Here is a 26,052-nt window from a genome sequence, read left to right on the forward strand (position 1 = left end):
ACCCAAGAGAATTCAAAAATCTACAATCAGCGATATCTCTATATGCTCAAAAGCACTACCACGAATAAGTGGGGTGGGTCAAAAACAGGTTGCTGGCAACACAAACACACTTCCAAAAAAGATTTGGCCAAGAAAAGCGCCATCTTCTTGCCAAATCAATACTATTGATTGCTCGAAGTGGTCGCTTTGGCACCTGGTTTTCCCTTAGTACCTGGTTTTCCCAGTGTCGCTAATCTCTGAGTGTGGTTGCAAAAAAACCGCATCAACAGTTCGAGGCTCCATGCGGAGGCAAGGATTCCGCCTCGATCAGATATGTAGCTTTTGGAAGTTAACTCGGCAACTATTACAACAAAAGTAGTAGTTGATGCCATATAAATTGCAATAATGGCGCTAGCGTCGAACACTACATAAATTCCACAGATTGGGTCAATTCCAATATGTGGATAGTTGGCTCTTGGGTTCTTAAATAAGGGTCATGAGTTTATATCAACGCAGCTCAGAGCGGGTAACTTATTCAGTATTTGTCGAGAACATTCATAGTTGTTCAGGATTCCGTAACTTTTTTTTGACACGAATTGGTAGCTGTGTCGAGCGAGGCAAAACTCTCAACCATCCGGGCAGAACGACACCCATTGCCCTCCAGCAGCAAGACGGCCCGGCATATGTCTAGCGTCCACCATAACTGGTCATTAATAAAATCGGATCGGTTCTCATCGCCAAAGAGAACCTACCTCGCTTACATGTCGTTAGTGGATGTCCTAGGTGGATAGAGCCGGAAGCCCGACTCCGCCTTGTGGGAAAGAGAGCGATAGAAGGTTTCGGCGGTATCGGTAATTAGATCGACTCTCGTAGCCCCAAGCAACGGGAACGCGTAGGATATGATTCCCTTGGCGACACCGAGTCTGCGAAAGGTCTGTTCTACAACGAGAAGAGACAGGTGAGCTTGTATCGCTCTATCGGTTTGGAAGTAGGCGAACCCAATAATATGCCTGGAAGCAGTGGCAACCACGGCGACCACCCCGGGCGCGGCGAAGACTTCCCGCGCTCGATCCCTGTCGTCGGCATAGGAGGTCCAGCTCTCTTGACTACACAAGGCAATCACACCATCGAGATCACCTTCTTCGTATTCTCTGAACTCGATAGGACTCCGCACACGCTCAGCCTAACTAGCCTTCCGAAATAAGCTGTATACCCGTTATCGTACTTCGATTCTCCCCGGTTCAACCTGTCAGTACTGGATTCAAGTCCCATTGACCAGCATAAAGAGACATTATGTCGTTGTTTATATTTACCAGCTGTCCGATTAGTTTGGACTCGCAATTGGAGATGTGCTCTAGGTAAGTGGGTTGTCGCCGGAGTGATTGTAGCTAGCTACGTCTAGTCAAGTTTGCCAGTAGCTGAGAGCAACCAGGCCCGAAAATGAGTGAAATTTGAGAAAGTTTTTCTGCCGTGACTCTCGCGTTGGTTATGTCATGCTAGAAAAGTAGTAATTTAGCGCGCCGATGATGAGTCAGGTTGGCAAACTCTCCTCTGTGCCGCCATTACCAGCGACCTGAGATTGCCGATGCACTAAGGATTACTGCAGTGAGGAACTCTCAATTAGACAATGATGATTCGACACTGCGTCAGTCCATCTTGCACCTGTAAGGTGACTGCCACACTATCACGTACCCACGGTTGCGACTTTGGTGCTTCAAGATACTCCGGCTCGGTCCTTAACCCCTTCGTAAAATATGAGAAACAATCATCGAGGTTTGCGAACTTCCACCCGGCGCTTGAGAGAGTTTCCTCCGGTACCCTTGGTTCTTTGAGATCTAGTCACCGGTCGAAACCAGTCCAATCGCCTGACGAAGCGCGAACTGGTCAATTTCAGGAACTGCGCCAAATCTTCCTTGCAGATACGCTCTTTCCGAGTTTAAGGATCTCCTAACTTTGTCTCCACCATATTCCACCAGAGCGGTCAAAGTAATCGCACCACTCTCACCCTTTTCGGTTAGCCAGGCTTCATCACGATTTAGGTGGTTTAGAAGACTGGTATCGTGGGAGGTGAAGATCAGCTGAGCACCTTTTTTTTTGGGGGGGGGTTAATCTCGGGATCTTGAAATAGTTTCACCAAACGTGCTGATAATCTTGGATGAAAACTCAAATCGATCTCATCAAAGATAAGAATTTGGCCTCCGCCTAAGGCTCTTAGAGTAGGCCCAATGAGAGAGAATCACATTTGAGTTCCAACTAATGCTTCTTCAAAATCAAAAGCTATTTCTTCGCCTAGCACACGATGTATCAATCGCAACTGTTTTCGGGGGTTAACATGTACTTGGCGAGTTTCCCGCGACCCATCTATTTTAAATTCGCTAATTTGTACATCGTCAATACCAGAATCAGCGAAACGCAAAAGTGCCAATGCTAACTCTCGCGATACCGCCGGAGCGCTCCCCGACTCTTCAAATAGCGACTGCTGTATTGAAGCTCCTCATTCTTAAAACCTAAGCAGAAAAACATTTTGTTAGCATTATTACAGCACTTACAGCTGTTAATACGTCAATATCTGACAATTTATGGATCAAGAGTGAATCTTAGTGCGATCTAGCATCCGCTAATAAAATCGGACTTCGGTATACACATGATGAATTCGTCTAAGACTGATTGGCTCAAGCACCACTTTCCTCCAAATGTCCAAGCATGGATTTACCTTAGCCGTTCCTGGTTGAACAACTTCTTTAGCATATCGAGTGAAAACCTCAGTTCCTCGGCTAATACGCAAACCACAAGAACAGTGGTCCTCCGGCTAGCTTTGAGATAGATAACGCTGTAATGGGTTGCCATGTGAATTTGAAGTAACTTGGAGCAGCCAAAAATGAATATCCAATGGTTGAAGAAGCCGAAAAGTCAAAGCGAAGGGTCGATGGCTATTCATCAGAGTTCGAAGCGGTAACGACCTTCATCGCCTCGTAACGCTCCAGTGTTATTTGCCTCTCTAAGGCGTGATCAACGATCGGCGACGGATAAGAGGCTTCCCCAATAAGACCGAGACGCTTGGCTTCAGAGGGATCGTGCACAAATCGGCTCGGGATCTCCGCCAACTCCTTGATCCATGTTTTTATATAGTCTCCGTTGGGATCAAACTTTTTAGATTGAAGCACGGGATTGAAGATTCGAAAATAGGGGGCTGCATCTGTACCCGAACCAGCCACCCACTGCCAAGAGTGGTTATTCGAGGCCAAATCTCCATCAATGAGATGCTCCATAAAGTAGCGGGCACCAACCTGCCATGGAACGTGCAGATCCTTGATCAAAAACGACGCAGTGATCATTCTTGACCTATTGTGCATCCAGCCCGTCGCAAGCAGCTGACGCATGCCGGCATCGACAATGGGATATCCGGTAAGCCCTAATTTCCATGCTTGCAAGCGCGAGCGCGTCGTTGCCTCGTCTATTTCATCATAAACAAGTTGATCAAACTGTTCATTAAGGTTCTTCCATGCGCTCTCTGGATTGTTCAACAAGACCTGGGCGTAAAAATCTCGCCAAAAAAGCTCGCGAATATAGTCAGAGCCACCCTCCTGGCCAGAGGCCAAGTACGCGAGTTGGCGGGGATGTACCACTCCAAAGCGAAGAGCTGGTGAAACGACGGAGGTATTCTCGGTCGATGGACTATTGCGACCAATGCTGTAGTGACTTAATTTTTCCTCCACAAAGGTCGAAAAGGCCTCCAACACAAATGAAGCTTTGGTAGGGAACCGCTTCCTATCAAAGCAATCGGAACCTTCAAGGTATGCCTCAGCCTGGCGATGAAAGAGAACTCGGTTTGAGAACCTATTTGGATCAAATCGAATATCGAAAGGAAGTTCGAATCCATGGGACAACGCAGCACGGTAATAGGGAGTAAACACCTTGTACCATCCACCACTCTGACGATTGATCTTTCCGGGTGAGATCAAATATGGCGAATCTCCTAGTAAAAATTGAATACCATTTAACCTGAGCTTCAGTCCAACAGCTTCATCGCGCGTCCGTCCTAGCGGCGAGAACTCTTTAGTTGCATAGACCTTTGTGGCGCCAATCTCAAGCGCGAAAGAGACGAGTGACCCAACAGGATCGCCCCAATCCAAATTGAGTCGACCATCGAGATCTCCATCGAGGTCCCTGACCACACCAGCCAAATAAGACGAACGAACAGGAGAGGTCTTCTCTAACAACTTGGGTGAAAAAACAAAATAGGGGTAGACAACCGCATCAGGTAGCGACAAAGCCGCCGCCATGGCTCGGTTATCGCTCAATCTCAAGTCTCGCCTTAGCCAGACAATCACCTTTTGCATCCAGTGAACTTTCTGTTAATCTTGTCAGGCTCACCACGAGGCACTGGAAAGTTCCAATACTCAAATTCAACTTTGATCGTACGAATTGACCTTAGCATCGCGCCTTTTCGAAGCCACGGTCAAGGTTTAGTGGTTGATAACTATCTTGTTAAAACTTTACTTCTATGGATTCGAAACCTCGCAGGGTCAACGAGCTCTTCGCCTTAGCCGAAACCACCTCATAAGTCGGCAATTTCAGTAACTCCTCTAAAAAGATCGCACCCTCACGTCGAGCAAGTGTCGCACCAACACAATGATGGATACCAGCACCAAAGGAGATAAGCGAGGAATTCGACCGATCTAGCCTAAAAGCGTTCGGATCTTCAAAGACGGATGGATCTCGATTTGCCCCACCTAGCAACGTCAGGATAAAACTTCCAACCTCTAATTCGACGCCGGCGATCGTCACCTCAGATTGAACCACCCTACCGTCTAGTTGAACCGGAGAGTCGAGACGCAAAAATTCGTCTACCGCCCTTGGCAAAAGGTCGTTAAAACCCCCTACTTTCGAATACACCTCATCATCGGTACCCAGGCGATAGGCCATGCTTGAAAGGAGATTGGCGGTAGTTTCAAATCCTGCCATGAAGAGCAAAAGTGCCATTACGGCGGTCTCTTTACCATCAAGAGGACTATCGCCTTCCATTAGGGATGTAAGCAATCTGGTCTTTTCTAGGTCAGATTGAATAAGCTCATCAAAAAAAGACAACAGGTTACTTCCAGCATCAATTAGCTCTTGGCGGTCACCTTGTCGAACGCGCTCTCCGATATCCAAACTGGCTGCAACGATGGCGACCTCTTGGGCCAAGTTCGACCGCTCACCTCTATCGACCCCCAACATCGCTGAAATCACAGAAATCGGTATCTCTAGAGCCACCTTTGAGACGATATCTCCTCCTCCATCTTTGACCATTGACGATAAGGCGCTCCTAGTAGTTTCACGAATCAATGGCTCTAGACCAGAGATCTTTGAGGGTGTGAAAAACGTCGTGACCGATCGCCTTAATCTGGTGTGGTTCGGCGGATCCTGAAAGAGCATCGACGGCGGATACTTGGAATCAAAGATTAGAGGTCGTGCCTGTTCTATCGAATCTGCTCGCTTGCCAAAGCTGTGGTTACGAAGCACGCTATCGCATGCAAAAAAGGAGGTGGCTAAGTAAAACCGTTCCATTACAGGGATTACCTCTCCCATCGAACGGGCCATGTCGTAGATTGGAAAAGGATTCTCGCGCACCTTTGAATCGCCGGCCAAGAGCTGAACGATATCAAGTGGATTTTGGATCATAGTCTTTTATCTTACGCCACCCAACAAGATAAAAGACTTACTCCATGTCGCCGTTCTAATCGTCGAGGCGCAGTGCGGAGATGAATGCCTCCTGAGGGACCTCTACCCTTCCAATATTCTTCATCTTCTTTTTACCCTCTTTCTGCTTTTCGAGCAGCTTTCTCTTACGAGAGATATCGCCACCATAACATTTAGCAAGGACATCCTTACGGCGCGCTTTCACTGTCTCACGAGCAATGATTCGACCGCCAACAGCTGCCTGAATCGGAACGTCAAATAGCTGCCTAGGTATCAACTCGCGAAGCTTTGTGGTCATTTTTCGTCCGTAGTCATATGACTTTGACTTATGAATAATTGCAGAAAAGGCGTCCACGGGAGTCGAATTCAACAAGATATCGACCTTGACTAAATCTGATGGCGCATAACCATCAGATTCGTAATCTAAGCTGGCATATCCTTTGGTTCGGGACTTAAGGGCATCAAAGAAGTCCATCACTACTTCAGCAAGTGGAATTCTATAGATCATCTCGACACGCTCAGGTGAGATGTAGTTGACATTAACCATCTCGCCTCGCCGACTTTGGCAAAGCTCCATGATGGTGCCGGTGTATTCGCTTGGAGTTAAGACGTTGATCTTGAGAAATGGTTCTGAAATTGCTATTATCGATTGAGCGGCCGGCATCTCTGAAGGATTGTCCACCAAAACTGCGTCAACCGATCCAGCAACGGTAACCATATACTCAACCGATGGTGCCGTCGCTATCAAACTTAAGCCGAACTCCCGTTCTAAACGCTCCCTAACGATCTCCATATGTAGTAGCCCCAAAAACCCACACCGAAAACCAAACCCCAGCGCCAATGACGACTCTGGCTCATAGGTAAATGAGGCATCGTTCAGACGCAGCTTTTCCAAGGATTCCCTAAGATCTTCAAATTCATCACCATCGATGGGATACAATCCGCAAAAGACCATAGGCTTTGGATGCAAATAGCCATCTAGAGCGACCGTAGCCCCCTTTTCAGCCGTTGTTATCGTCTCTCCGGAACGTGCTTGGCCGATATCCTTTAGCCCGGTTATAAGGTATCCAACCTCTCCAGGTCCGAGCTTTTCCACAGGTACCTGAACCGGAGTACGAACACCAATCTCTTCGACGCTCTGTAGCGTTCCAGCCTGAAGAAACCGCAATCTATCATTGGCATGCAGAGTGCCGTCCATTACTCTTATAGAAGAGACGACACCTCTATATTGATCGTAGATGGAATCGAATATCAGAGCACGCAAAGGATCATTTGGGTCTCCCTTTGGAGGGGGAATTCTCTCGACAACGGCATCCAAAAGAGCATCTACCCCCACGCCAGTCTTTCCTGAGACCCTAAGTATTGAATCCGCTGGGATTCCTAATACGTTTTCAATCTCGGCGGCATAACGATCGGGGTCCGCAGCGGGAAGGTCAATCTTATTTAGCGCCGCGACAATCTCGAGATCATTTTCGATCGCTAAGTAGCAGTTCGCCAAGGTCTGTGCCTCAATCCCTTGAGACGCATCCACCAGCAATACCACTCCCTCGCAGGCCGCCAATGATCGACTTACCTCATAACCAAAGTCAACGTGGCCGGGCGTATCGATCAGATGAAGAATATGTCCGTTCCAATTTACCCTCACATTCTGGGCTTTTATGGTTATGCCTCGTTCGCGCTCAATATCCATCGAGTCGAGATACTGCTCGCGCATCTCTCTGGGGTCGACGGCTTTAGTCAGCTCCAGAATTCGATCTGAGAGAGTTGACTTACCGTGATCTATATGTGCAATTATTGAAAGATTGCGAATCTTATTAATTTCTACCATTTCTGAACAATCAGACTAGGTTCTTTCGGCGCATTTATGATCCATTAGCGCTAAACTAAGTTGTTCGCAATAGATGTAGGTAGTTGAAAATAGTGCGGTTCGCTCAATATTCATACCTATATGTGGCCAAACGCCAAATCCTACCTTGGGCTGGATTCACGCAAAGCCATCTTTCGAAGCGATAGTTTTTAGACATAACGACAACTGAGGTAAACATGGCAAATATCAAGAGCCAGATCAAGCGCAATAAGCAGAACGAAGTGGCACACTCTAGGAACAAGGCCCTAAAATCTGAGCTCAAGACTCGTGTTAAGGTAGCAATCGCAGACGCCCAAAGTAACGCGGAAAAGTCGGAGCAAACGCTTCGAACTGCGATTTCCAAGCTTGACAAAGCAGTTACCAAGGGTATCATTCACAAGAATCAGGCATCGCGACGCAAGTCACGCCTAATGGCGCAGATCGCTAAAATTAGCCAAACCGATTGATAGCTCGGTTGGATCTCTAGTGTTTTCCAAAGAGATCCAGCAAGAACCATTACAATTACGCAAAGATAGCGTTATCGCTATTGGTTTAAAATTGGCTTCGGTATAGGGGCCGTTTCAAGATTTAGCCAATAGAGGTAGCGTTATCTTTGATACCTGAAATCCTAAAATTTGATGTTACCCAGCTCGCCGAGGTCTAAAATCAAGGCCCGCAATCTCGCCTGGGCCACAGAGATCAAGGATACCGTGCGAACTCATGGCAATTCAACCAAACCTTGGTATCGGATCCATCCATACCAAGAGATTCAACTTGAGACACCAAGTGACTACCTCAAAATCTCATAACGGCCTGCTCAACGCTGTCAACTTAGGCTGCTTGCTCTCATCCGGAAAAAGATCAACCAACCAAAACTGCACCGCATTTCCCCGCTATTTTATTCTTGAGAATAAAACCTTGAACCCGTAATCTATTTTCATAGATAGAGATCGCCATTGTCTAAAAGAACCACTACTGGAGTGCTATTGAAAATCATGGATTGTTTATGTTGGTCGAAGTTTAATACGAATTGAGCAACTAGCAGTGACGCTTCCTTCGTATCCTTAGCAAATAAAATAAAATTCTCGAAAATACAATCAGATGCGGTTTCCGCATTCATAATTCTTTTACAAGAAAAAGCTTGTGCGAAGTTATCGAATGGTAATTTAGTCTTTATGACGCACTCTTGGGCGAGTAGTGCAAGGTCATCCCATAACTCAAAAAGCACTTAACATTCTCAGTTCTCTTATCGACCTTGTCACGTGTGCAAATGGGATCAACAAGCCAAAAGCTGCAGCTTGAAAATATATCGTCGCTTCCATGCCGGCCTAGCTTTCGTCGGGCATCTCAAGGACCAGGTCTACCTCACCGACGGCACTGGTCATCAAAGTGTGCAAGCCTGGCTGCCTCCTGGCTCCATGTGAGTTGACGTCTGATTTCACTGACGACAAAACTCTCGATCAATCCACCCTCTGCATTTGGGTTAGCCTCGAGCGAACCTCCTTTCGACTATAGGTTGAATAGCCGCGCGGCTAAGCCCTTATCGAGAGGCGATACCTTTGGTTTGGAGAAAACTTCCCTTAGTTAGATTAGTGTTCGAAGCTAGAATCTGCTGAGTTAGATAGAGCGTCTGCAGTAACTCCAAGTAAGTAGTTAAAGTTCGTTGGGAAATTTCAGTATCGCATGCCAGATCGGCTTCGGGCGGCTACGCGGTCGCCCCCACAGCATCATCAGCTCCAGTGACGCTCTACACCCCCATAGTAATCAACCAAAGCGTCGCCCTACAATTATCGATTCAACGATTACGGCGTCGGCCGGGCGATCGTTTCAGGGTAACTGCCGATAATCGCCAGGTTGAGATAATCACTTCGGTTAAGTTGACTGGTGCAGTTTGTGAAACGATCCCGAGAAAGAAGCCTATCAATGAACTTTACCGTGTGTTCTACGAGTTAGCCCTGGCTAATGCCGTAAAGTTCGATACCCTCAGTACGCCCACGAACTTGTCCGCATAGCCGATAACTTTAGCAGGTTGGCCAATCCGGTCAATAGGAATCTACCCGGGCGAGTGTCACGGTCACCTATATACTTTAGGGCTAATATTAACCCTGGAACACGTTGAACTTCATCAATTGTCAGCAGGCGATTTGGGTCTGAGTCCACGAATCCAACCGGGTCTTCTCGGGCACCAATGGCTGCAACTATATCGTCGAACGTGACAAATCGTCCGCCTCGAGTATCGATGATCTCCTTGATCAGTGTGGTTTTACCTACCTGTCTAGGAGACAATTGCAAAAGTAGATCTTTAGCTGTTTTGGATTTAAAGCTCCTCACTTAATGCTAGATAAGGTATAGCAACTGCATTCTGAGTCAAAAGATACCACCCGAAAGAGTCGATCTATGAATTGCGCAATAGTCTCCTAGTGTCCCCTCTCATAAGTTCCCTGAAACTGAGGAATTAATCCCTTCGTAAGGTTGTTCTCCTTGGTAAGGACATAACCTTGCAAGGGAGAACGATGCTAAGTCACACCGTTTCAGAGGAGCCAAACATTGATGCCAACCAGAGCAAGCCGCCCAAGAAGAGATCTGGACGACAAGCTTCGGTGGTTCCGCTCAGTCCCAAAGAACGTAGCGAATTAGAAGCAGTGGTAAGAAAGTCCACAGCTCCCATAGGACAGGTGGCAAGGGCCAGCATTGCCCTATGGAGTAACGAAGGGGTTGGAACCAACGAGATCGCGCAAAGACTTCAGATATCTACAGAGACGGTATGCAAATGGAAGCGGCGTTTTATCAACTACGGAGTGGAACTTCTCGATGACGCACCGAGAAGTGGAAAACCGAGAAGCATTGATGACGAAAAGATCGCCGAGATTCTAAGGATCACTTTGGAAGAAGAGCCCCCGCTTGCTACCCAGTGGTCGACGTCTTCAATGTCCAAGCGGATCGGGGTATCACCAGCGAGCATCTCACGTATCTGGAGAACCTTTGGCCTCAAGCCCCATGTCTTGGGATACTTCAACATCAGTACCGATCCGGCCTTTACCGAAAAGTCCGCGACATAACTGGGATCTATCTCAATCCCCCTGATGCTGCACTGGTACTATGTATTGACGAAAAGACACAGATCCAGGCGTTGGATAGAACCCAGCCACTGCTTCCCATGAGACCTTTTGTTCCAGAGCGGCAAACACATGACTACAAACGCAACGGCACAACAAATCTCTTTGCAGCACTTGATGTTGCCTCTGGCAAGGTGATCACCAACACCACAAAGGCTCATCGGGCGATCGAGTTCATAGCCTTTTTGGATCAGGTGAAAAAAGAAGTTCCAAAAGAACTCGAAGTCCACGTCATCCTGGACAATTATGCAACGCATAAAACCGATGCTGTACGGGCCTGGCTCATAAAAAACCCCAGATTCCACTTCCATTTTACACCCACCTACTCCTCGTGGATGAACCTGGTTGAGAGATGGTTCTCGGAACTGACTACCAAAATGCTCCACAGATCCACCCATAAGTCACAAAAGCAACTCGTTGCTTCGATCAACACCTGGGCAGAGCGCTGGAACCAAGACCCAACACCATTTAGGTGGGTAAAGACAGCTGACGAGATATTCGCATCGATGGCAAAGTATCTGGGGAACTAGAACTCAGGGAACTTATGAGAGGGGACACTAGTACCCTCCACTACTACAATCCGAGTATGTTCAAGAGCCTCAAGGACACTAGTTTTGGAAGGGCAAGCAATTCGTAACAAGAGCTGATTCTAATTCTGGTTCGCCGATTTAACCAACAAAATTCGCAGATTTGCGGTATCGGCTTTTTCGATATAAAACTACCCAGCATCATTCACAAAACCTCATTACCGTCGTCTTGTCGAGAAAGGTGGACGTCAGAGACAATCCGAGGCTTAAGCTTTTGCCACCATTTGACGGTAATGAGAAGTACCCTAAAACCAAGACTTCTCCCTGACGCGCATCAGGACCCGAATACCTCTGAAGGTCGAGTTGACTGGACAGTTAAACGGACGTATGTGAACTAATCCTCAAAGACGGCCAAGCTTTCGACAACCTAAATAGTTCAGCAATTCGAAAAATCTAATTGACACGACGAAGCAATCATCAAAAGTCAATCAGATGCGTCATCTAACTTATCCCCGACCGAAGTCGACTTTGACCCAAGAGAATTAAAAACTCTAAAATAAGCGATATCTCAATCTGCTTGGAAGAAGTACCACGAATGGGCGAGATGGGTCAAAAATATCTTGCTGCAAGTTGGTCAAAAAAAGGATCCTTGAAACAATTTCTAATCACCAATGGTTCCAAGAACCATCTTCTCTTTCTTTTCAATCCTCGCTCTTTGCAAGTGGATCAAGACATTCGATCCACTTGCAAGTTTCTCGCATTTACCTACTTCAAAGAAGCGGTAAAGGGTTTCCGGAATGGGTGGAAACATATTACTGGAGTAGATAGACAAGACAAAGTGAAATATTCGCCACTGCAACGGCAACGGATTTTACGCCGAGCTCCAACTCTCCCAGCTTCGTTGTGTCATCGCCAGGCATGCCGGAGCATTGGATCGAGCCTATAGCTACGGTGAGCTGCTTTTGGGCACGGGCACGGTTCCACGGAAGCAGCCGAGAACCCGGGCATCAACGCGCTCCCGAGATCCGAGCCCGCTTTGATGCCCACTCCAACACCGACGGCTAGCGTCAACCAACTTCCTCGGAAGGAAATCTCCGAATGGAGGGCGTCAGCGTCTTCTCTGTTGACATCGTCCACCTCGCTGTTGCAAAGACCATTCGATCCGCATGGGCGCTACCAGACCAGCACCTAGTGCCCTAGCCCACTATCGGCTCATTCAAACGAATATTGGCAGCCGATCCATAGAAGGGGGCGTCAAAGGAGAAGACGCCTCCATCGGCAGCCACGAGCCAGTAACCGCCGGTCGCGGGGTCGACTGCCATACCCACCACCGGTTGGTTCAAACGAATATTGGTAGCCGATCCATGGAAAGCGGCGTCACCAAAGGAGAAGACGCCTCCATCGGCAGCCACGAGCCAGTAACCGCCACCCGTCGGGGTAGAGGCGATACCCACTATCGGCTGGTTCAGGGACTTACCGGCCATATCCCCGTGGTAAGAGGCGTCCCCAAATCCGTAGACATGCCCGTCCGCGGTAGTAATCCAGTATCCGCCACCATCCGGAGTAGAGGCGATCCCGACGATCGCTGAGGTAAGGTTTCCGCCGCCTTTCGAACCGTAGTAGGGGGCGTCAAAGGAGAAGACGCCTCCATCGGCAGCCACGAGCCAGTAACCGCCGGTCGCGGGGTCGACAGCCATACCCACCACCGGTTGGTTCAAACGAATATTGGTAGCCGATCCATGAAAAGCGGCGTCACCAAAGGAGAAGACGCCTCCATCGGCGGCCACGAGCCAGTAACCGCCACCATTAGGAGTGCGGGCCATACCCACAATCCTCGCATTCAATCGGGTGTTGGCCGCGGAGCCATAGAAGGGGGCGTCAAAAGAGAAGACGCCTCCATCGGCAGCAGCAAGTTGATATCCAGAGCCCTGTGTTGGTGCTGGTATTGAGGTTGGTGTTGGTATTGGTATTGAGGTTGGTGTTGGTGTTGGTGTTGGTATTGGTATTGAGGTTGGTGTTGGTGTTGGTGCGGTACCTGTACCAGCAAAGATGGAAAGGGTACCCGCTGCAAGGTCGACCTTTTCCACGACGTTGTTCTTGGTGTCCGATATATAGAGCTTATTGCCCGATATCGCCAATTCCCCAGGACTGTTGAGTTTAGATGAGGTAGCCTGACCCGGCGTAGGCGGCCCACTTTGGCCCACCATCCCAGCTACAACCGAAAGAACCCCTGTCTGTGAATTAATCTCCTCGACCACATTGTTGGACGGGTCGGCAATGTAAAGGTTGCCACTGGCTTCCAGGGCTAACCCCGTGGGATCACCTAGCGCAGACTTATTCGCCGGGCCTAAGGTAGGAGCACCGCTTGAGCCCGGTACCCCGGCAATAACTGAAAGAAGCCCTGTCTGTGAATTAATCTCCTCGACGACATGGTTACCCGTATCAGCGATAAAGATATCACCACTACCGTCAACCGCCACTGCCTCGGGGATGTCCAAATAAGCACTGGTGGCCGGAATCGGCGTGCACGTGATGGCGTAAAGCGTAGTTGTCGACAACGTGCAGTTGGGTGCCCCGATGGTGTCAGCTTGACCTGCCACTATCGACATGGTCCCAGAGGGCGTGAACTTTTCAACCACCGAATGGAAAGAATCAGCGACATAGAGGTTGCCAGCGCTGTCTAGTGCAATACCCTCCGGAGACGAGAGTGGGGTGCTAGTCGCGGGGCCTGGAATGGGGGCTCCGTAACTTCCAGGATTGCCAGCATAGATAGAGAGTATTCCGGGCAACGTAGATCCCGAGTATGTCACCTTCCCAATTGCTTGATTGTAAGAGTCTGCGAAGTACACATTGGAGCTAGCGTCAACCGCCAAACCGGCTGGGGTGCCAATTTCCGAAGCTGTAGCCGGTCCCCGGGTGAGGGCGCCACTTGAGCCCGAAACCCCAGCCACAATTGAAAGACCCCCCTGTGGAGTGACCTTGTAAACTACGTGACTTCCGATATCTGATATATAAAGGTTGCCGGCCGCGTCTACAGCCAAGCCATTCGGCACCATAGCTGTGCTCGTCGCCGAGAGAGTTCCAACCGCGGAAACGAGTTGGACTGTGGATTTTCGAGTCAACCCCATCATCCCTACGGCCAATACGAACATTACAGCCAACAATAAGCGTCCGAACCCAGAAAGAAAGTGCGTCCTTGCCGCCGTCATTTCATTTTTCACTCTAGTACTCACTTTATCAAATAGATGTGGAAAAATAAGCTTCCAGCTGGGCTTTCTGCTGGGCAGCAAGGGTGTTGAGAAGAGTTGGCAGGTCTATCACTGAGGCATTTGAGAAATTAACGAGGTCAATTATGTCAGCTACCAACTGTAATCCTCCACCGAAGGTCAATGCAGCCGCGACTCCAAAGACGACTCCAACGACCGTCTGCAAAATCTGGATTTGAGAGCAGCTGAGCTCACCGATGCTTACTGTGATAATAGAGGTGTCTGTCTGATTTGCTGGGTGGCAATTCGGCGGCGACGTGTTAAGAACAATCTGTACCTGATTCTTTTGCTGCTGTATTGCTTGCTGTATCGCATAAGTGGCCTGTGCGACTGAGGTATCGCCACCGAGCTCCCCATAGGTGAACGAAGGCTTGTAGTTCGTGCTTCCAGCGTAGGAGGCAGTCCACGCACCGGTGCCTTTAATAAAGTTGGTGGCATCTTGACCAGTCAGAGTGCACGTTGCGAATGACAAGTTTGCTTGAGAAGAGGAAGAGGAAGAGGAAGACGGTCCAACGGTTTGAATACTTGAAGGATTTGCAGTGCTACCTTGAGAACAGGGAGGGTCGGACCACAACTCGGTAGTGATTCCATTGACATCTAATTGGCCTTGTTCACCAAAGGTGATTGTCTGGCCAGTCAATGGAGAGCTATCACTACTCGGCGGAAAGTACGCAAGGGCCACCTCCAATGTAACCGTGTTATTGGTCTTATTCTCTGAACTAAAGGCTAGGAGTTTCGTTGCATCAGGGGTAATTGTGTATGCACCGCCAAGGATCTGAAGTTTGTATAGCTGGGTTGTACCAGTCAGGGCCAACGGATAGCTTTTTTCGCTAGCACAGGAGCTGGTGACGAAGTAATAAGAGCCCACGTTAAGTGTGTTTAATCCGTTCGTCGGTACCGTCTCAGTCGTCCCGGTCTCCCCACTGTCATACATAGTTGAACAGCTAGCGCTACCCGTCAAAGATACCCCTGTGGGCAACGCTGGGCTCACCCGAGTTTGAAAAAAAGTACCATTTATCCCGTAGGCTTGGTTGGCATAGACTGTGACATAGTATGTGTTGGATACCTGTGATGCTGAAGCCGGGGTAACCGACAGTACCGAAAGCACGAGTCCAGTTACCAATACCACAGCAATCTGTACCAACAATAGGCGGGACAGCCGCCCGAAGCCAATTTTTCTCTCCATGCCTACTTTCTCCTAGTTTCAGTACTCTAAATCCGATAAAATCACTAGATCGAAATTAGTTCTCATATAATAATGCCCGTAAGTTTACAAGAAAAATATCATACTTATCAAGTTTCGTAAGTTTCGCCTCCACCGAGACCAGATTGGAGCTAATCTTTAGTAGAACAGATGTTCGATTAAGGAGGCATGGTGGATATCTCAGGCTTTATGGTACGCTTCGCTTCAGAGGAAGCATGTGAAGATCATTTGATCAAATTGCGGTGGAAAGAGGGATTTAGATGCCCAAAGTGTGACTCTGACCAGTTTACCTTAATCAGGCCAAACCATCGAAGAAATGCAGCATCTCGAGCTCCACTTTTTCAATGTAAATCTTGTCACCGTCAAACTAGCGTTACCTCCGGAACCATCTTCCATCGAAGCCATATCTCTTTATCCAAGTGGTTCTCCGCTATCTATCTATTGTCCAACGACAAGCGTGGTCTTTCGGCTACTACCATTGCTAAATTCGTTCAAGTATCTTATTCGACTGGCTGGTTGATGCTAAATAAGCTACGAAAAGCAATGGCTGACCGAAATGGTTTATATAAACTTGGAGGAAACGTCCAGGTAGATGAGTTCTTTTTAGGTGGTGAGAGCCATGGCGAAGGCAGAAGAGGAAAGGGAACAAAACAAACCAATGTCCTAATTGGAGTGTCGATTAGCAATGGTGCTCCTACTCATTGCTTCATGGAAGTAATCAAAGATACCACTGCTAAATCATTCAAAGATGTTTTTGTGAGACGTTTAGATTCCGATACCAAGCTGATAAGTGATGGTAACCCAAGTTACGGGGTATGTGCTCGAGACCTTGGACTAGCGCATTCGATCACTCTATCCAAAGACGAACAAGCACATGTAACATTCAAATGGCTCAACATCCTGATAGGGAACTGCAAGAAATTTATCGACGGAACATACCACGGACGTGAGGAACATAAGCAACTTTACCTCGAGGAATTCGCATACCGATTCAACCGAAGGCACTTTGAAATGTCCTTGGTAGAGCGACTTCTCAATACATGTGTGTTTGCGTCTCCACATCCGCTACTCCGCGAATCTGATTCCAAAATGGCTCTTGCTTACGAAACTTGATAAGTATGAAAAATATTACATAATTATCTAGCCCTACTTTCGGCAACCACCCCATGAAAGCCCAGTTCATGACCATATTGGTGTCTGGATTTGGGCACTACAGTTGAGCAATCACCTTCTTGGTTCGAGCTAGGGTATCTACTACTCCAAGAATAGAGTAGATCTCTTTTTGGGTAGAGTTTGGAGTAGAGGAGATACGAAGGTTATGTAGACGTTTGTTATCATCTAACATCGTTACGTTCAAGCGGCTATGGGTAGACACTTGAGCAAGAATGCTGTGAACACTTCTTTTGTCACCGGCTTGAGATAAGCTAAGTGCAATTGCTCCATAGAGGTGATAAGCAACTACTGAGATAAATAGATGAGCAGCGGTACGACTAGCTAGTTGGTGATAGATCGGTCTCATCCCTAGATTGCTCTTTAGGGCTTTGAATGCATCCTCTACCTTTGTTAGGGTCATATAGAGCTTCCAGATCTCTTCTGGTTCTAGATCGTTCCTATTGGTCTCAATCACATAGGCACCATAGAGAGTCTCAGCTGCTTCTTTTACTTTTGGTTTCTCGGTCAAAACCAGCTCTTTGACTTTTTGGTCATCGCCAGTTATGGCATCTATCTCATAGCGACGTGCAATAGAGCGATGCTCTTGCTTTAGCTTTCCTATTCTTGAAGCCACAGTTGTGGCATTGGAATATTGACCACGCTTAACTGAGTCAGCTAGTTTGTCAAATGCACTCTGGAACTTAGTTTGCATACCTCTAGCAATTGCCTCTTCTTTATCCCTGCGACGCTCTGAGATACATAGGATCTGCTTTATCTTGTTGTCCATTGAGTCACTTGCGTATGGTTGAGCTCTATTGGAATGATTGGCTTGGGGTTCATTGCTCGGGGAGTGCTTGGCCTGTGGACCGCCTACTTGTGGAGCAGTATCCATCGAATCGATACCGAGGGACTCGCCGCCAAGTGAATGGTTAGCTTGTGGATGAGCGACTTGAGGACCGGCAACTTGTAGACCGGCATCGATGGAATCGACGCCAAGAGACTCATTGGCCGCCTCGGCAACTCCCACCTTGCCATCCATCTCGGCACCCGACTCGACAACTCCCACCTTGCCGTCCAGCTCAACACCCAGGTCATCACCCAGTTCTTTGATGTAGATGCTCTCATTGGAGGAGTTCTTGATCTCTAAGAAGGTATCTTTTCCTTGGCGTAGTTCAGCTAGATAGTGTCTAGCTGCATTAGCGCGTGTAATTACCAGATAGCTAAGACCATAGGACTCAATCAGTGCGATGTTGTCATAAGTTGCTATCCCTCTATCCATGATAACCGTTGGGAGATCTTCGCTAAAGAGTCCCTGTCTTAGGTGACTAGAGATACTAGATAAGACATCACCAAGGGTTTCAGGCTCTGACTGATTACCGGGATATATGTGGCTATAGATCGGTAGTCCACGATCATCCACCAAAAGGGCAAGACTTACTAAAGTACAGTCGAAGCGCTTCTCTTTGGAGTGGCCATATTGGGCTAGATCATTACCAAGTGTTCGTCCCTCAAAATAGGCATTGGTAAGATCAAATAAAAAGAGACGCTTATTAGTTGGGTAAAGCTCATTCTCGGCTTTGATAAGTGCCATCTCGATTGAGTCTTTGGCTTCGTAGATAGCATCAGCTATCTCATAAATAGCATCTTTACCGATATTGCTAAGGTCTTGGTCTACCAATTCATAGAGTGCAGAGTCCTCTTTTAGGAAGCGATGTGTTTCAAGATCAGAAGAAGGAGCAACCAAACGAGCACATATTACAGCTTTAGCAATTGCTGTCTCTTTTTCACTAAGGCCACACCGTAGTAGTTGCTCTTTGATCTTCAATCTGTCATAGAAGCTACTAGCTATTAGTTCAGGACCTAAGCGCCTAATATCAGATGCCTCTAGAGATGATGTATTGACATTTAGGAACTCGGCATCTTTTGTGATTACTTCACGATCAGAGCGAAGTGTTTGAGTAACAGAAAAGCTAGATAGAACTTTATCGGCGATTGACTTTAGTTCTAGATCACCTTCAAACAAAGACTCAGAGCCAGCTAGTCTCATCGTCAATATCTGAGCTAGCTTCTTGTAGTCCTTAGGATCAATCTCAAGTCGTCCTAGATCCATAACTATCTCTTGGCGTACTTTGTCTCCTTCGCGATAAGACCTAACTAACTGATGCTTTATATATTTAGTTCCAGTTGCCTTATTCTTAGTGGTCTTCTCGCGAATGAACATATAACAAGTATACCAGATGAATTACCTTGTAGGCCAATATTCCCAGCTAACTCTCAGCTTAGGGCACTACATTCGCCACTTGAGAAAACCGAACTTCATCTACCAGCATCTCCAAATAGGGGTTACCCCTAAATAGGGGCTAAAAGGGGGCTTAAACGGGGTCTTGGGGGAAATTCAGTCGAGTGGCGGGGAGGAACTTCCCCTCCCCGCTCTCACAGAACCGTGCGTGAACCTCTCAATTCACACGGCTCCTAGCGAACCGACTTTTGGTATTACCCCAAATGACCAGTGAGCCCAAAGATTGGGTTCACGTTCGGCTATTTGAGATAGGTATTTCCAAGCATTTGCTCGTATGCTAAGTCGCCTGTACTTTTTGCGTGCCCATCTAATCAAATAGATATTGATACGACGGAGGAGTTGGCCTAATCTGGATTTGTAGAAGCGTCCATAGTAGTTGATCCAGCCTAAGATCACCGGGTTGTAAAGCCTGGCGAGTTCGGCTATGGTTTGGCCTGTTTGGAGGTGAATACGAAACCGCCTAAGTTCTCTGCCCATTTCTTCTACCGCTTTATCTGAAGCCGCTGGCAGGAAGTTGTTAAACTGCTGCTTGAACTTATTGCGGGCGTAGCGTGGTGCAAAGGTAAATCCTAGAAAGTCAAAGCGTATTTGTTCGAACTCTCCTTTACGGTTGGAGTCCTTACAATAGACGATTTTGGTCTTTTGTGGATGTAACTCCAACTTGACCTGCGTCATTCTCTGACCTATAGCCTCTAGGATCTCTTCGGCTCGTTTCTTTGTTTCCACATGTACCAAAAGGTCATCCGCGTATCGTTCAAACGGGGCATAGGGTAAGTTCTTTACCATCCATTTGTCAAAAGCGTAATGTAAGAACAGATTCGCCAAAATCGGAGAAATCACCCCGCCTTGGGGTAATCCTTGCTCTCGATCTATTAGTTGTCCATCTTTGTTTTGCATTGGAGCTTTCAACCAACGTTTGATGTAGAGAATTATCCATGGCTCTGATACGTGCATAGAGACAGCTTTTAGCAGCAGTTCATGATCTATTGTGTCCAAGAAGGCCTTGATATCTAGATCAATGACCCAATCGTACTTCCAACATCTCTTGCGTGCTTTTTCAATGGCATCATGGGCTGAGCGATTCGGCCTGTAACCATAGGAGTCTTCGTGGAAGACCTCTTCCAATCTTGGCTCTATGTAGGCTTTAGCTACCCCTTGGGCGATGCGATCTTTGACGGTTGGAATACCTAGGATTCTTTTACCGCCATCTGACTTGTCTATCTCGACATATCTAGTTGCCGCTGGAAAATAACTTCCAGAAGCCATTCGATTCCAGAGTTGGTAGAGATTGTTCTTTAGATCCATCTCAAAGACTGAGATGGACTGCTTATCAATCCCTGGTGCTCGCTTTGTGTCTATTGTGATTGGCTTTTGCCTCTTTGTATGCTTTAAGTACGACGTACTTGTCTTTTGTCAAAAGCTTTTTCTTGTCGTGGTCTTGACATTTGATCCCTCCCCCTCAACTTTTACCTTGAGAAGTTGTTCATTTGCCAATTACAACTAGATCTGCTGTTTACTCCATCTCTTTGGCTTACATCCTCATTACAAGGACTTCGTAGCTACTACGGGATGGTCCGCCCCCAATCCATAGGCATTTGGTACTTTCCCTCTTGTTGATCTGCAACTTGTAGGTTTTTCCTCATCTTTGGGCTTAGCCCATGTGGGCTTAGCCAAGAACGTCTAGGACTGGGTTCTCATGTTCCACATAAACGCCTGATGTTAAGCTCACGCCACCTACACGCCGGATGCCCAAGGAGCACTAATTGGGTTAGTCTCCAAGTTGTCCCGAAAGTTCGACGTCCCTCGGTTTCGACATCATCCATACCAATTTCGAACGCTTCGTCAGTGGTTTGTTTTCACTCGTCTTCTTAACTCATACCTGAAAGAGTCATTGCTCTAACTTTTCCGTACCGCTTTGGACAACAGTCTTTAGCTAATGCCCCGTACGGTGGTTTGGAATCTCCTCCCAAAAGGCGATCCCGGAGGGCCTACCTCCATCATCTATGTAGCATTGCAGTGTGATTGTTATCAGCTTCTACATGATTTACAACCTCTTTCATTCATGACGCACGTCGAGTGGCGGGGAGGAACTTCCCCTCCCCGCTCTCACAGAACCGTGCGTGAACCTCTCAATTCACACGGCTCCTAGCGAACCGACTTTTGGTATTACCCCAAATGACCAGTGAGCCCAAAGATTGGGTTCACGTTCGGCTATTTGAGATAGGTATTTCCAAGCATTTGCTCGTATGCTAAGTCGCCTGTACTTTTTGCGTGCCCATCTAATCAAATAGATATTGATACGTCGGAGGAGTTGGCCTAATCTGGATTTGTAGAAGCGTCCATAGTAGTTGATCCAGCCTAAGATCACCGGGTTGTAAAGCCTGGCGAGTTCGGCTATGGTTTGGCCTGTTTGGAGGTGAATACGAAACCGCCTAAGTTCTCTGCCCATTTCTTCTACCGCTTTATCTGAAGCCGCTGGCAGGAAGTTGTTAAACTGCTGCTTGAACTTATTGCGGGCGTAGCGTGGTGCAAAGGTAAATCCTAGAAAGTCAAAGCGTATTTGTTCGAACTCTCCTTTACGGTTGGAGTCCTTACAATAGACGATTTTGGTCTTTTGTGGATGTAACTCCAACTTGACCTGCGTCATTCTCTGACCTATAGCCTCTAGGATCTCTTCGGCTCGTTTCTTTGTTTCCACATGTACCAAAAGGTCATCCGCGTATCGTTCAAACGGGGCATAGGGTAAGTTCTTTACCATCCATTTGTCAAAAGCGTAATGTAAGAACAGATTCGCCAAAATCGGAGAAATCACCCCGCCTTGGGGTAATCCTTGCTCTCGATCTATTAGTTGTCCATCTTTGTTTTGCATTGGAGCTTTCAACCAACGTTTGATGTAGAGAATTATCCATGGCTCTGATACGTGCATAGAGACAGCTTTTAGCAGCAGTTCATGATCTATTGTGTCGAAGAAGGCCTTGATATCTAGATCAATGACCCAATCGTACTTCCAACATCTCTTGCGTGCTTTTTCAATGGCATCATGGGCTGAGCGATTCGGCCTGTAACCATAGGAGTCTTCGTGGAAGACCTCTTCCAATCTTGGCTCTATGTAGGCTTTAGCTACCCCTTGGGCGATGCGATCTTTGACGGTTGGAATACCTAGGATTCTTTTACCGCCATCTGACTTGTCTATCTCGACATATCTAGTTGCCGCTGGAAAATAACTTCCAGAAGCCATTCGATTCCAGAGTTGGTAGAGATTGTTCTTTAGATCCATCTCAAAGACTGAGATGGACTGCTTATCAATCCCTGGTGCTCCTCGATTGGCTTTTGCCTCTTTGTATGCTTTAAGTACGACGTACTTGTCGATATCAAAAGCTTTTTCTTGTCGTGGTCTTGACATTTGATCCCTCCCCCTCAACTTTTACCTTGAGAAGTTGTTCATTTGCCAATTACAACTAGATCTGCTGTTTACTCCATCTCTTTGGCTTACATCCTCATTACAAGGACTTCGTAGCTACTACGGGATGGTCCGCCCCCAATCCATAGGCATTTGGTACTTTCCCTCTTGTTGATCTGCAACTTGTAGGTTTTTCCTCATCTTTGGGCTTAGCCCATGTGGGCTTAGCCAAGAACGTCTAGGACTGGGTTCTCATGTTCCACATAAACGCCTGATGTTAAGCTCACGCCACCTACACGCCGGATGCCCAAGGAGCACTAATTGGGTTAGTCTCCAAGTTGTCCCGAAAGTTCGACGTCCCTCGGTTTCGACATCATCCATACCAATTTCGAACGCTTCGTCAGTGGTTTGTTTTCACTCGTCTTCTTAACTCATACCTGAAAGAGTCATTGCTCTAACTTTTCCGTACCGCTTTGGACAACAGTCTTTAGCTAATGCCCCGTACGGTGGTTTGGAATCTCCTCCCAAAAGGCGATCCCGGAGGGCCTACCTCCATCATCTATGTAGCATTGCAGTGTGATTGTTATCAGCTTCTACATGATTTACAACCTCTTTCATTCATGACGCACGTCGAGTGGCGGGGAGGAACTTCCCCTCCCCGCTCTCACAGAACCGTGCGTGAACCTCTCAATTCACACGGCTCCTAGCGAACCGACTTTTGGTATTACCCCAAATGACCAGTGAGCCCAAAGATTGGGTTCACGTTCGGCTATTTGAGATAGGTATTTCCAAGCATTTGCTCGTATGCTAAGTCGCCTGTACTTTTTGCGTGCCCATCTAATCAAATAGATATTGATACGTCGGAGGAGTTGGCCTAATCTGGATTTGTAGAAGCGTCCATAGTAGTTGATCCAGCCTAAGATCACCGGGTTGTAAAGCCTGGCGAGTTCGGCTATGGTTTGGCCTGTTTGGAGGTGAATACGAAACCGCCTAAGTTCTCTGCCCATTTCTTCTACCGCTTTATCTGAAGCCGCTGGCAGGAAGTTGTTAAACTGCTGCTTGAACTTATTGCGGGCGTAGCGTGGTGCAAAGGTAAATCCTAGAAAGTCAAAGCGTATTTGTTCGAACTCTCCTTTACGGTTGGAGTCCTTACAATAGACGATTTTGGTCTTTTGTGGATGTAACTCCAACTTGACCTGCGTCATTCTCTGACCTATAGCCTCTAGGATCTCTTCGGCTCGTTTCTTTGTTTCCACATGTACCAAAAGGTCATCCGCGTATCGTTCAAACGGGGCATCCGGGAAGTTCTTTACCATCCATTTGTCAAAAGCGTAATGTAAGAACAGATTCGCCAAAATCGGAGAAATCACCCCGCCTTGGGGTAATCCTTGCTCTCGATCTATTAGTTGTCCATCTTTGTTTTGCATTGGAGCTTTCAACCAACGTTTGATGTAGAGAATTATCCATGGCTCTGATACGTGCATAGAGACAGCTTTTAGCAGCAGTTCATGATCTATTGTGTCGAAGAAGGCCTTGATATCTAGATCAATGACCCAATCGTACTTCCAACATCTCTTGCGTGCTTTTTCAATGGCATCATGGGCTGAGCGATTCGGCCTGTAACCATAGGAGTCTTCGTGGAAGACCTCTTCCAATCTTGGCTCTATGTAGGCTTTAGCTACCCCTTGGGCGATGCGATCTTTGACGGTTGGAATACCTAGGATTCTTTTACCGCCATCTGACTTGTCTATCTCGACATATCTAGTTGCCGCTGGAAAATAACTTCCAGAAGCCATTCGATTCCAGAGTTGGTAGAGATTGTTCTTTAGATCCATCTCAAAGACTGAGATGGACTGCTTATCAATCCCTGGTGCTCCTCGATTGGCTTTTGCCTCTTTGTATGCTTTAAGTACGACGTACTTGTCGATATCAAAAGCTTTTTCTTGTCGTGGTCTCCCTAGCCCTCAGAGTCTTTGCCGGAAAATCTACTACAGTCATATATAGGGCGAGGATAGAGGAGTCATGAAAAAGGTATACCCAAGAGAACAAAAGGAACGAGTGCTGAGGAAGCTCTTAGAGCTAGGCGATGGTGGAAATGCTCCAGAGGGTGCTATTACCGAGCTTTCTAATGCTGAAGGAATTCCACTCAATACGCTCTACACCTGGAACGCGTCACTGAAACGAACTGGTGCCGTTGGCAAGTTCTCAGCATCTGGGAATCCGTCGCTTACGCTCTCGTCGAAGGCAAAGTACGAGATTGTTGTTAGAACTGAATCCATGACCGAACTCGAACTTGGTACCTACCTGCGAGAACATGGGATTCTTGCGGAGGATCTCGATAGCTGGAAGTCGGCCTGTCAAGAAGCCAATGACCGCTCTAGTATCGCTGCCAAGGAGTACCGTGCGAACTTAGCCAATGAACGAGCAAAGGTGACACTCTTAGAACGAGAACTTGCTCGTAAGGAGAAGGCACTAGCAGAAACTGCGGCTCTGCTGGTGTTGCGGGGAAAAGCCCAGGCGTTCTGGGGGGACAGGGAAGATTGATCCCTCTCTCAGAGCGCCAACGAGCCGTAACTCTCATTGCTGAGGCCAATAGCGCTGGTGTCAACCTCTCTTGCGCAGTAAGGGAGGTGGGAATCTGCGAGAGCACCTATGAGCGTTGGAGGAAGGCAGGTGGAGTGGATGCCACCAAAGCATCACCTAAGGAGATCTCAGATGCGATCCTCGAAGATAAACGACTCACCAGGGTCTATCCAACCCCACCTAATGCCCTGAGTGATCAAGAGAGGGCCGAGATCCTAAAGGTGTGCGCCAGTCCTGAGTACCGCTCACTGCCACCGGCTCAGATTGTCCCAGCTCTAGCGGATCAAGGAGTCTATTTAGCATCAGAGTCCACCTTCTATCGGGTCTTAGGAGACGCGGGACTCAATAAGCGACGAGGACGGGTAGCGCTGCCTCGTAGGCGTTCTGAGCCCAATCATGTAGCTAAGGGACCACGTGAAGTTTGGGTCACCGACATTTCCTACCTGCCAGGGCCTATCAAAGGTCTCTTCTACTACCTGCACTTCATTATGGACCTGTACTCCAGGAAGATCGTCGGCTATGAGATCTACGAGAATGAATCATCTGAAAATCTAGCAACTGTCCTAAAGAGGGCCACTTTGAATGAGGGTTCACTCGCTCCTTCTGTACTACATTCAGACAACGGTTCACCTATGAAGGGGACAACCCTAGTGGCACTGTGTTACCTACTTGGTATAGCTGCCTCCTACTCACGTCCCAGGACGTCGAATGACAATGCTCACATGGAATCGATGTTTCGCACAGTCAAGTACTGTGCGAGCTATCCCCACGATGGCTTTGCCTCCCTCATGGCGGCAAGGGTCTGGATCGAGGGATTCGTTCAGTTCTACAACGAGGAGCACCATCACTCTGGCTTGAACTTTGTGACCCCAAACCAAAAACATAACGGCGAAGATGTCATGATCCTCGCCAAGCGAGTCAAGGTCTACGAGGAGGCCAAAGCCAAGAATCCAAAACGATGGATCAATGCCAACACCCGGAACTGAAAGCCAGTTGTC

Annotated in this window: 17 protein-coding genes and 1 pseudogene; 5 read left to right on the forward strand and 13 right to left on the reverse strand. The window is 47.6% G+C overall.

Annotation, left to right across the window (positions count from 1 at the left end; all coding sequences use genetic code 11):
• Positions 1–161: 161 nt before the first annotated feature.
• From ACIDITHRIX25_RS76225 to lepA, 5 genes are all read right to left on the reverse strand, one after another.
• Entirely contained in the window at positions 162–404 is a 243-nt protein-coding gene (locus tag ACIDITHRIX25_RS76225; protein WP_249685718.1) for a hypothetical protein, read from the reverse strand.
• 332 nt (positions 405–736) lie between these two features.
• Entirely contained in the window at positions 737–1,153 is a 417-nt protein-coding gene (locus tag ACIDITHRIX25_RS76230; protein WP_052606340.1) for a GNAT family N-acetyltransferase, read from the reverse strand.
• 1,756 nt (positions 1,154–2,909) lie between these two features.
• Positions 2,910–4,319 carry a cryptochrome/photolyase family protein gene (locus ACIDITHRIX25_RS76235; protein ID WP_283770421.1) on the reverse strand — a complete coding sequence of 470 codons (1,410 nt, stop codon included), beginning with the start codon at positions 4,317–4,319 and terminating at the stop codon, positions 2,910–2,912.
• A gap of 148 nt (positions 4,320–4,467) precedes the next feature.
• Positions 4,468–5,643, reverse strand: a complete 1,176-nt coding sequence (locus ACIDITHRIX25_RS76240) for a cytochrome P450 (protein WP_052606338.1) — start codon at positions 5,641–5,643, stop codon at positions 4,468–4,470.
• A 55-nt stretch (positions 5,644–5,698) separates the two neighbouring features.
• Positions 5,699–7,489: a translation elongation factor 4 gene (gene lepA, locus ACIDITHRIX25_RS76245; RefSeq protein ID WP_201733009.1), complete on the reverse strand. Its 1,791-nt coding sequence runs from the start codon at positions 7,487–7,489 to the stop codon at positions 5,699–5,701.
• A gap of 215 nt (positions 7,490–7,704) precedes the next feature.
• Here lepA and rpsT point away from each other — a divergent pair, with 215 nt between their 5' ends.
• Complete coding sequence (gene rpsT / locus ACIDITHRIX25_RS76250) at positions 7,705–7,974, forward strand: 30S ribosomal protein S20 (RefSeq protein ID WP_052606336.1); 270 nt, start codon at positions 7,705–7,707, stop codon at positions 7,972–7,974.
• A 1,516-nt stretch (positions 7,975–9,490) separates the two neighbouring features.
• Here rpsT and ACIDITHRIX25_RS76255 read toward each other — a convergent pair.
• Positions 9,491–9,793, reverse strand: a complete 303-nt coding sequence (locus tag ACIDITHRIX25_RS76255; protein ID WP_201733010.1) for an AAA family ATPase — start codon at positions 9,791–9,793, stop codon at positions 9,491–9,493.
• A 260-nt stretch (positions 9,794–10,053) separates the two neighbouring features.
• On the opposite strand from ACIDITHRIX25_RS76255, the pseudogene ACIDITHRIX25_RS76260 reads away from it, so the two are divergent.
• A pseudogene (locus ACIDITHRIX25_RS76260) lies at positions 10,054–11,153 on the forward strand (IS630 family transposase).
• 903 nt (positions 11,154–12,056) lie between these two features.
• Here the strand turns inward: ACIDITHRIX25_RS76260 and ACIDITHRIX25_RS76265 are convergent.
• From ACIDITHRIX25_RS76265 to ACIDITHRIX25_RS76275, 3 genes are read right to left on the reverse strand one after another with little or no spacing between them, the layout of a single operon-like run.
• Positions 12,057–12,287: a hypothetical protein gene (locus ACIDITHRIX25_RS76265; protein ID WP_152625972.1), complete on the reverse strand. Its 231-nt coding sequence runs from the start codon at positions 12,285–12,287 to the stop codon at positions 12,057–12,059.
• 59 nt (positions 12,288–12,346) lie between these two features.
• A complete protein-coding gene (locus tag ACIDITHRIX25_RS76270; protein WP_201733011.1) occupies positions 12,347–14,371 on the reverse strand; it encodes an NHL domain-containing protein in 2,025 nt (674 codons plus the stop codon).
• A 16-nt stretch (positions 14,372–14,387) separates the two neighbouring features.
• Complete coding sequence (locus ACIDITHRIX25_RS76275; protein WP_201733012.1) at positions 14,388–15,602, reverse strand: hypothetical protein; 1,215 nt, start codon at positions 15,600–15,602, stop codon at positions 14,388–14,390.
• 189 nt (positions 15,603–15,791) lie between these two features.
• Between ACIDITHRIX25_RS76275 and ACIDITHRIX25_RS76280 the strand changes: the two genes are divergently transcribed.
• Positions 15,792–16,733: an IS1595-like element ISAxf1 family transposase gene (locus ACIDITHRIX25_RS76280; protein ID WP_052604138.1), complete on the forward strand. Its 942-nt coding sequence runs from the start codon at positions 15,792–15,794 to the stop codon at positions 16,731–16,733.
• A gap of 97 nt (positions 16,734–16,830) precedes the next feature.
• Here the strand turns inward: ACIDITHRIX25_RS76280 and ACIDITHRIX25_RS76285 are convergent, their stop codons facing one another.
• From ACIDITHRIX25_RS76285 to ltrA (ACIDITHRIX25_RS76300), 4 genes are all read right to left on the reverse strand, one after another.
• Positions 16,831–18,993: an IS1634 family transposase gene (locus ACIDITHRIX25_RS76285; RefSeq protein WP_201733013.1), complete on the reverse strand. Its 2,163-nt coding sequence runs from the start codon at positions 18,991–18,993 to the stop codon at positions 16,831–16,833.
• A 240-nt stretch (positions 18,994–19,233) separates the two neighbouring features.
• On the reverse strand, positions 19,234–20,376 hold the full coding sequence (ltrA, locus tag ACIDITHRIX25_RS76290) for a group II intron reverse transcriptase/maturase (RefSeq protein WP_249685720.1): 1,143 nt from the start codon (positions 20,374–20,376) through the stop codon (positions 19,234–19,236).
• 829 nt (positions 20,377–21,205) lie between these two features.
• Complete coding sequence (gene ltrA / locus ACIDITHRIX25_RS76295; protein ID WP_201732343.1) at positions 21,206–22,474, reverse strand: group II intron reverse transcriptase/maturase; 1,269 nt, start codon at positions 22,472–22,474, stop codon at positions 21,206–21,208.
• A gap of 689 nt (positions 22,475–23,163) precedes the next feature.
• A complete protein-coding gene (gene ltrA, locus ACIDITHRIX25_RS76300) occupies positions 23,164–24,399 on the reverse strand; it encodes a group II intron reverse transcriptase/maturase (RefSeq protein WP_201733576.1) in 1,236 nt (411 codons plus the stop codon).
• A 94-nt stretch (positions 24,400–24,493) separates the two neighbouring features.
• Here ltrA (ACIDITHRIX25_RS76300) and ACIDITHRIX25_RS76305 point away from each other — a divergent pair, with 94 nt between their 5' ends.
• Both ACIDITHRIX25_RS76305 and ACIDITHRIX25_RS76310 read left to right on the forward strand, forming a co-directional pair.
• On the forward strand, positions 24,494–25,015 hold the full coding sequence (locus ACIDITHRIX25_RS76305) for a hypothetical protein (protein ID WP_201732300.1): 522 nt from the start codon (positions 24,494–24,496) through the stop codon (positions 25,013–25,015).
• Positions 25,012–26,040, forward strand: coding sequence for an IS3 family transposase (locus ACIDITHRIX25_RS76310; RefSeq protein ID WP_201732301.1), 1,029 nt, complete (start codon positions 25,012–25,014; stop codon positions 26,038–26,040). The genes ACIDITHRIX25_RS76305 and ACIDITHRIX25_RS76310 overlap by 4 nt, the downstream gene beginning before the upstream one ends.
• The last annotated feature ends 12 nt before the right edge of the window (positions 26,041–26,052 follow it).

The organism is Acidithrix sp. C25, assembly GCF_904848545.2.

Excerpts from the sequence above, each read along its gene's own strand:
- lepA (WP_201733009.1), bottom strand. The coding sequence starts at position 7,489 with ATGGTAGAAATTAATAAGATTCGCAATCTTTCAATAATTGCACATATA.
- ACIDITHRIX25_RS76235 (WP_283770421.1), bottom strand. The coding sequence starts at position 4,319 with ATGCAAAAGGTGATTGTCTGGCTAAGGCGAGACTTGAGATTGAGCGAT.
- ACIDITHRIX25_RS76240 (WP_052606338.1), bottom strand. The coding sequence starts at position 5,643 with ATGATCCAAAATCCACTTGATATCGTTCAGCTCTTGGCCGGCGATTCA.
- rpsT (WP_052606336.1), top strand. The coding sequence starts at position 7,705 with ATGGCAAATATCAAGAGCCAGATCAAGCGCAATAAGCAGAACGAAGTG.
- ACIDITHRIX25_RS76305 (WP_201732300.1), top strand. The coding sequence starts at position 24,494 with ATGAAAAAGGTATACCCAAGAGAACAAAAGGAACGAGTGCTGAGGAAG.
- ACIDITHRIX25_RS76275 (WP_201733012.1), bottom strand. The coding sequence starts at position 15,602 with ATGGAGAGAAAAATTGGCTTCGGGCGGCTGTCCCGCCTATTGTTGGTA.
- ltrA (WP_201732343.1), bottom strand. The coding sequence starts at position 22,474 with ATGTCAAGACCACGACAAGAAAAAGCTTTTGATATCGACAAGTACGTC.
- ltrA (WP_249685720.1), bottom strand. The coding sequence starts at position 20,376 with ATGGATCTAAAGAACAATCTCTACCAACTCTGGAATCGAATGGCTTCT.
- ACIDITHRIX25_RS76285 (WP_201733013.1), bottom strand. The coding sequence starts at position 18,993 with ATGTTCATTCGCGAGAAGACCACTAAGAATAAGGCAACTGGAACTAAA.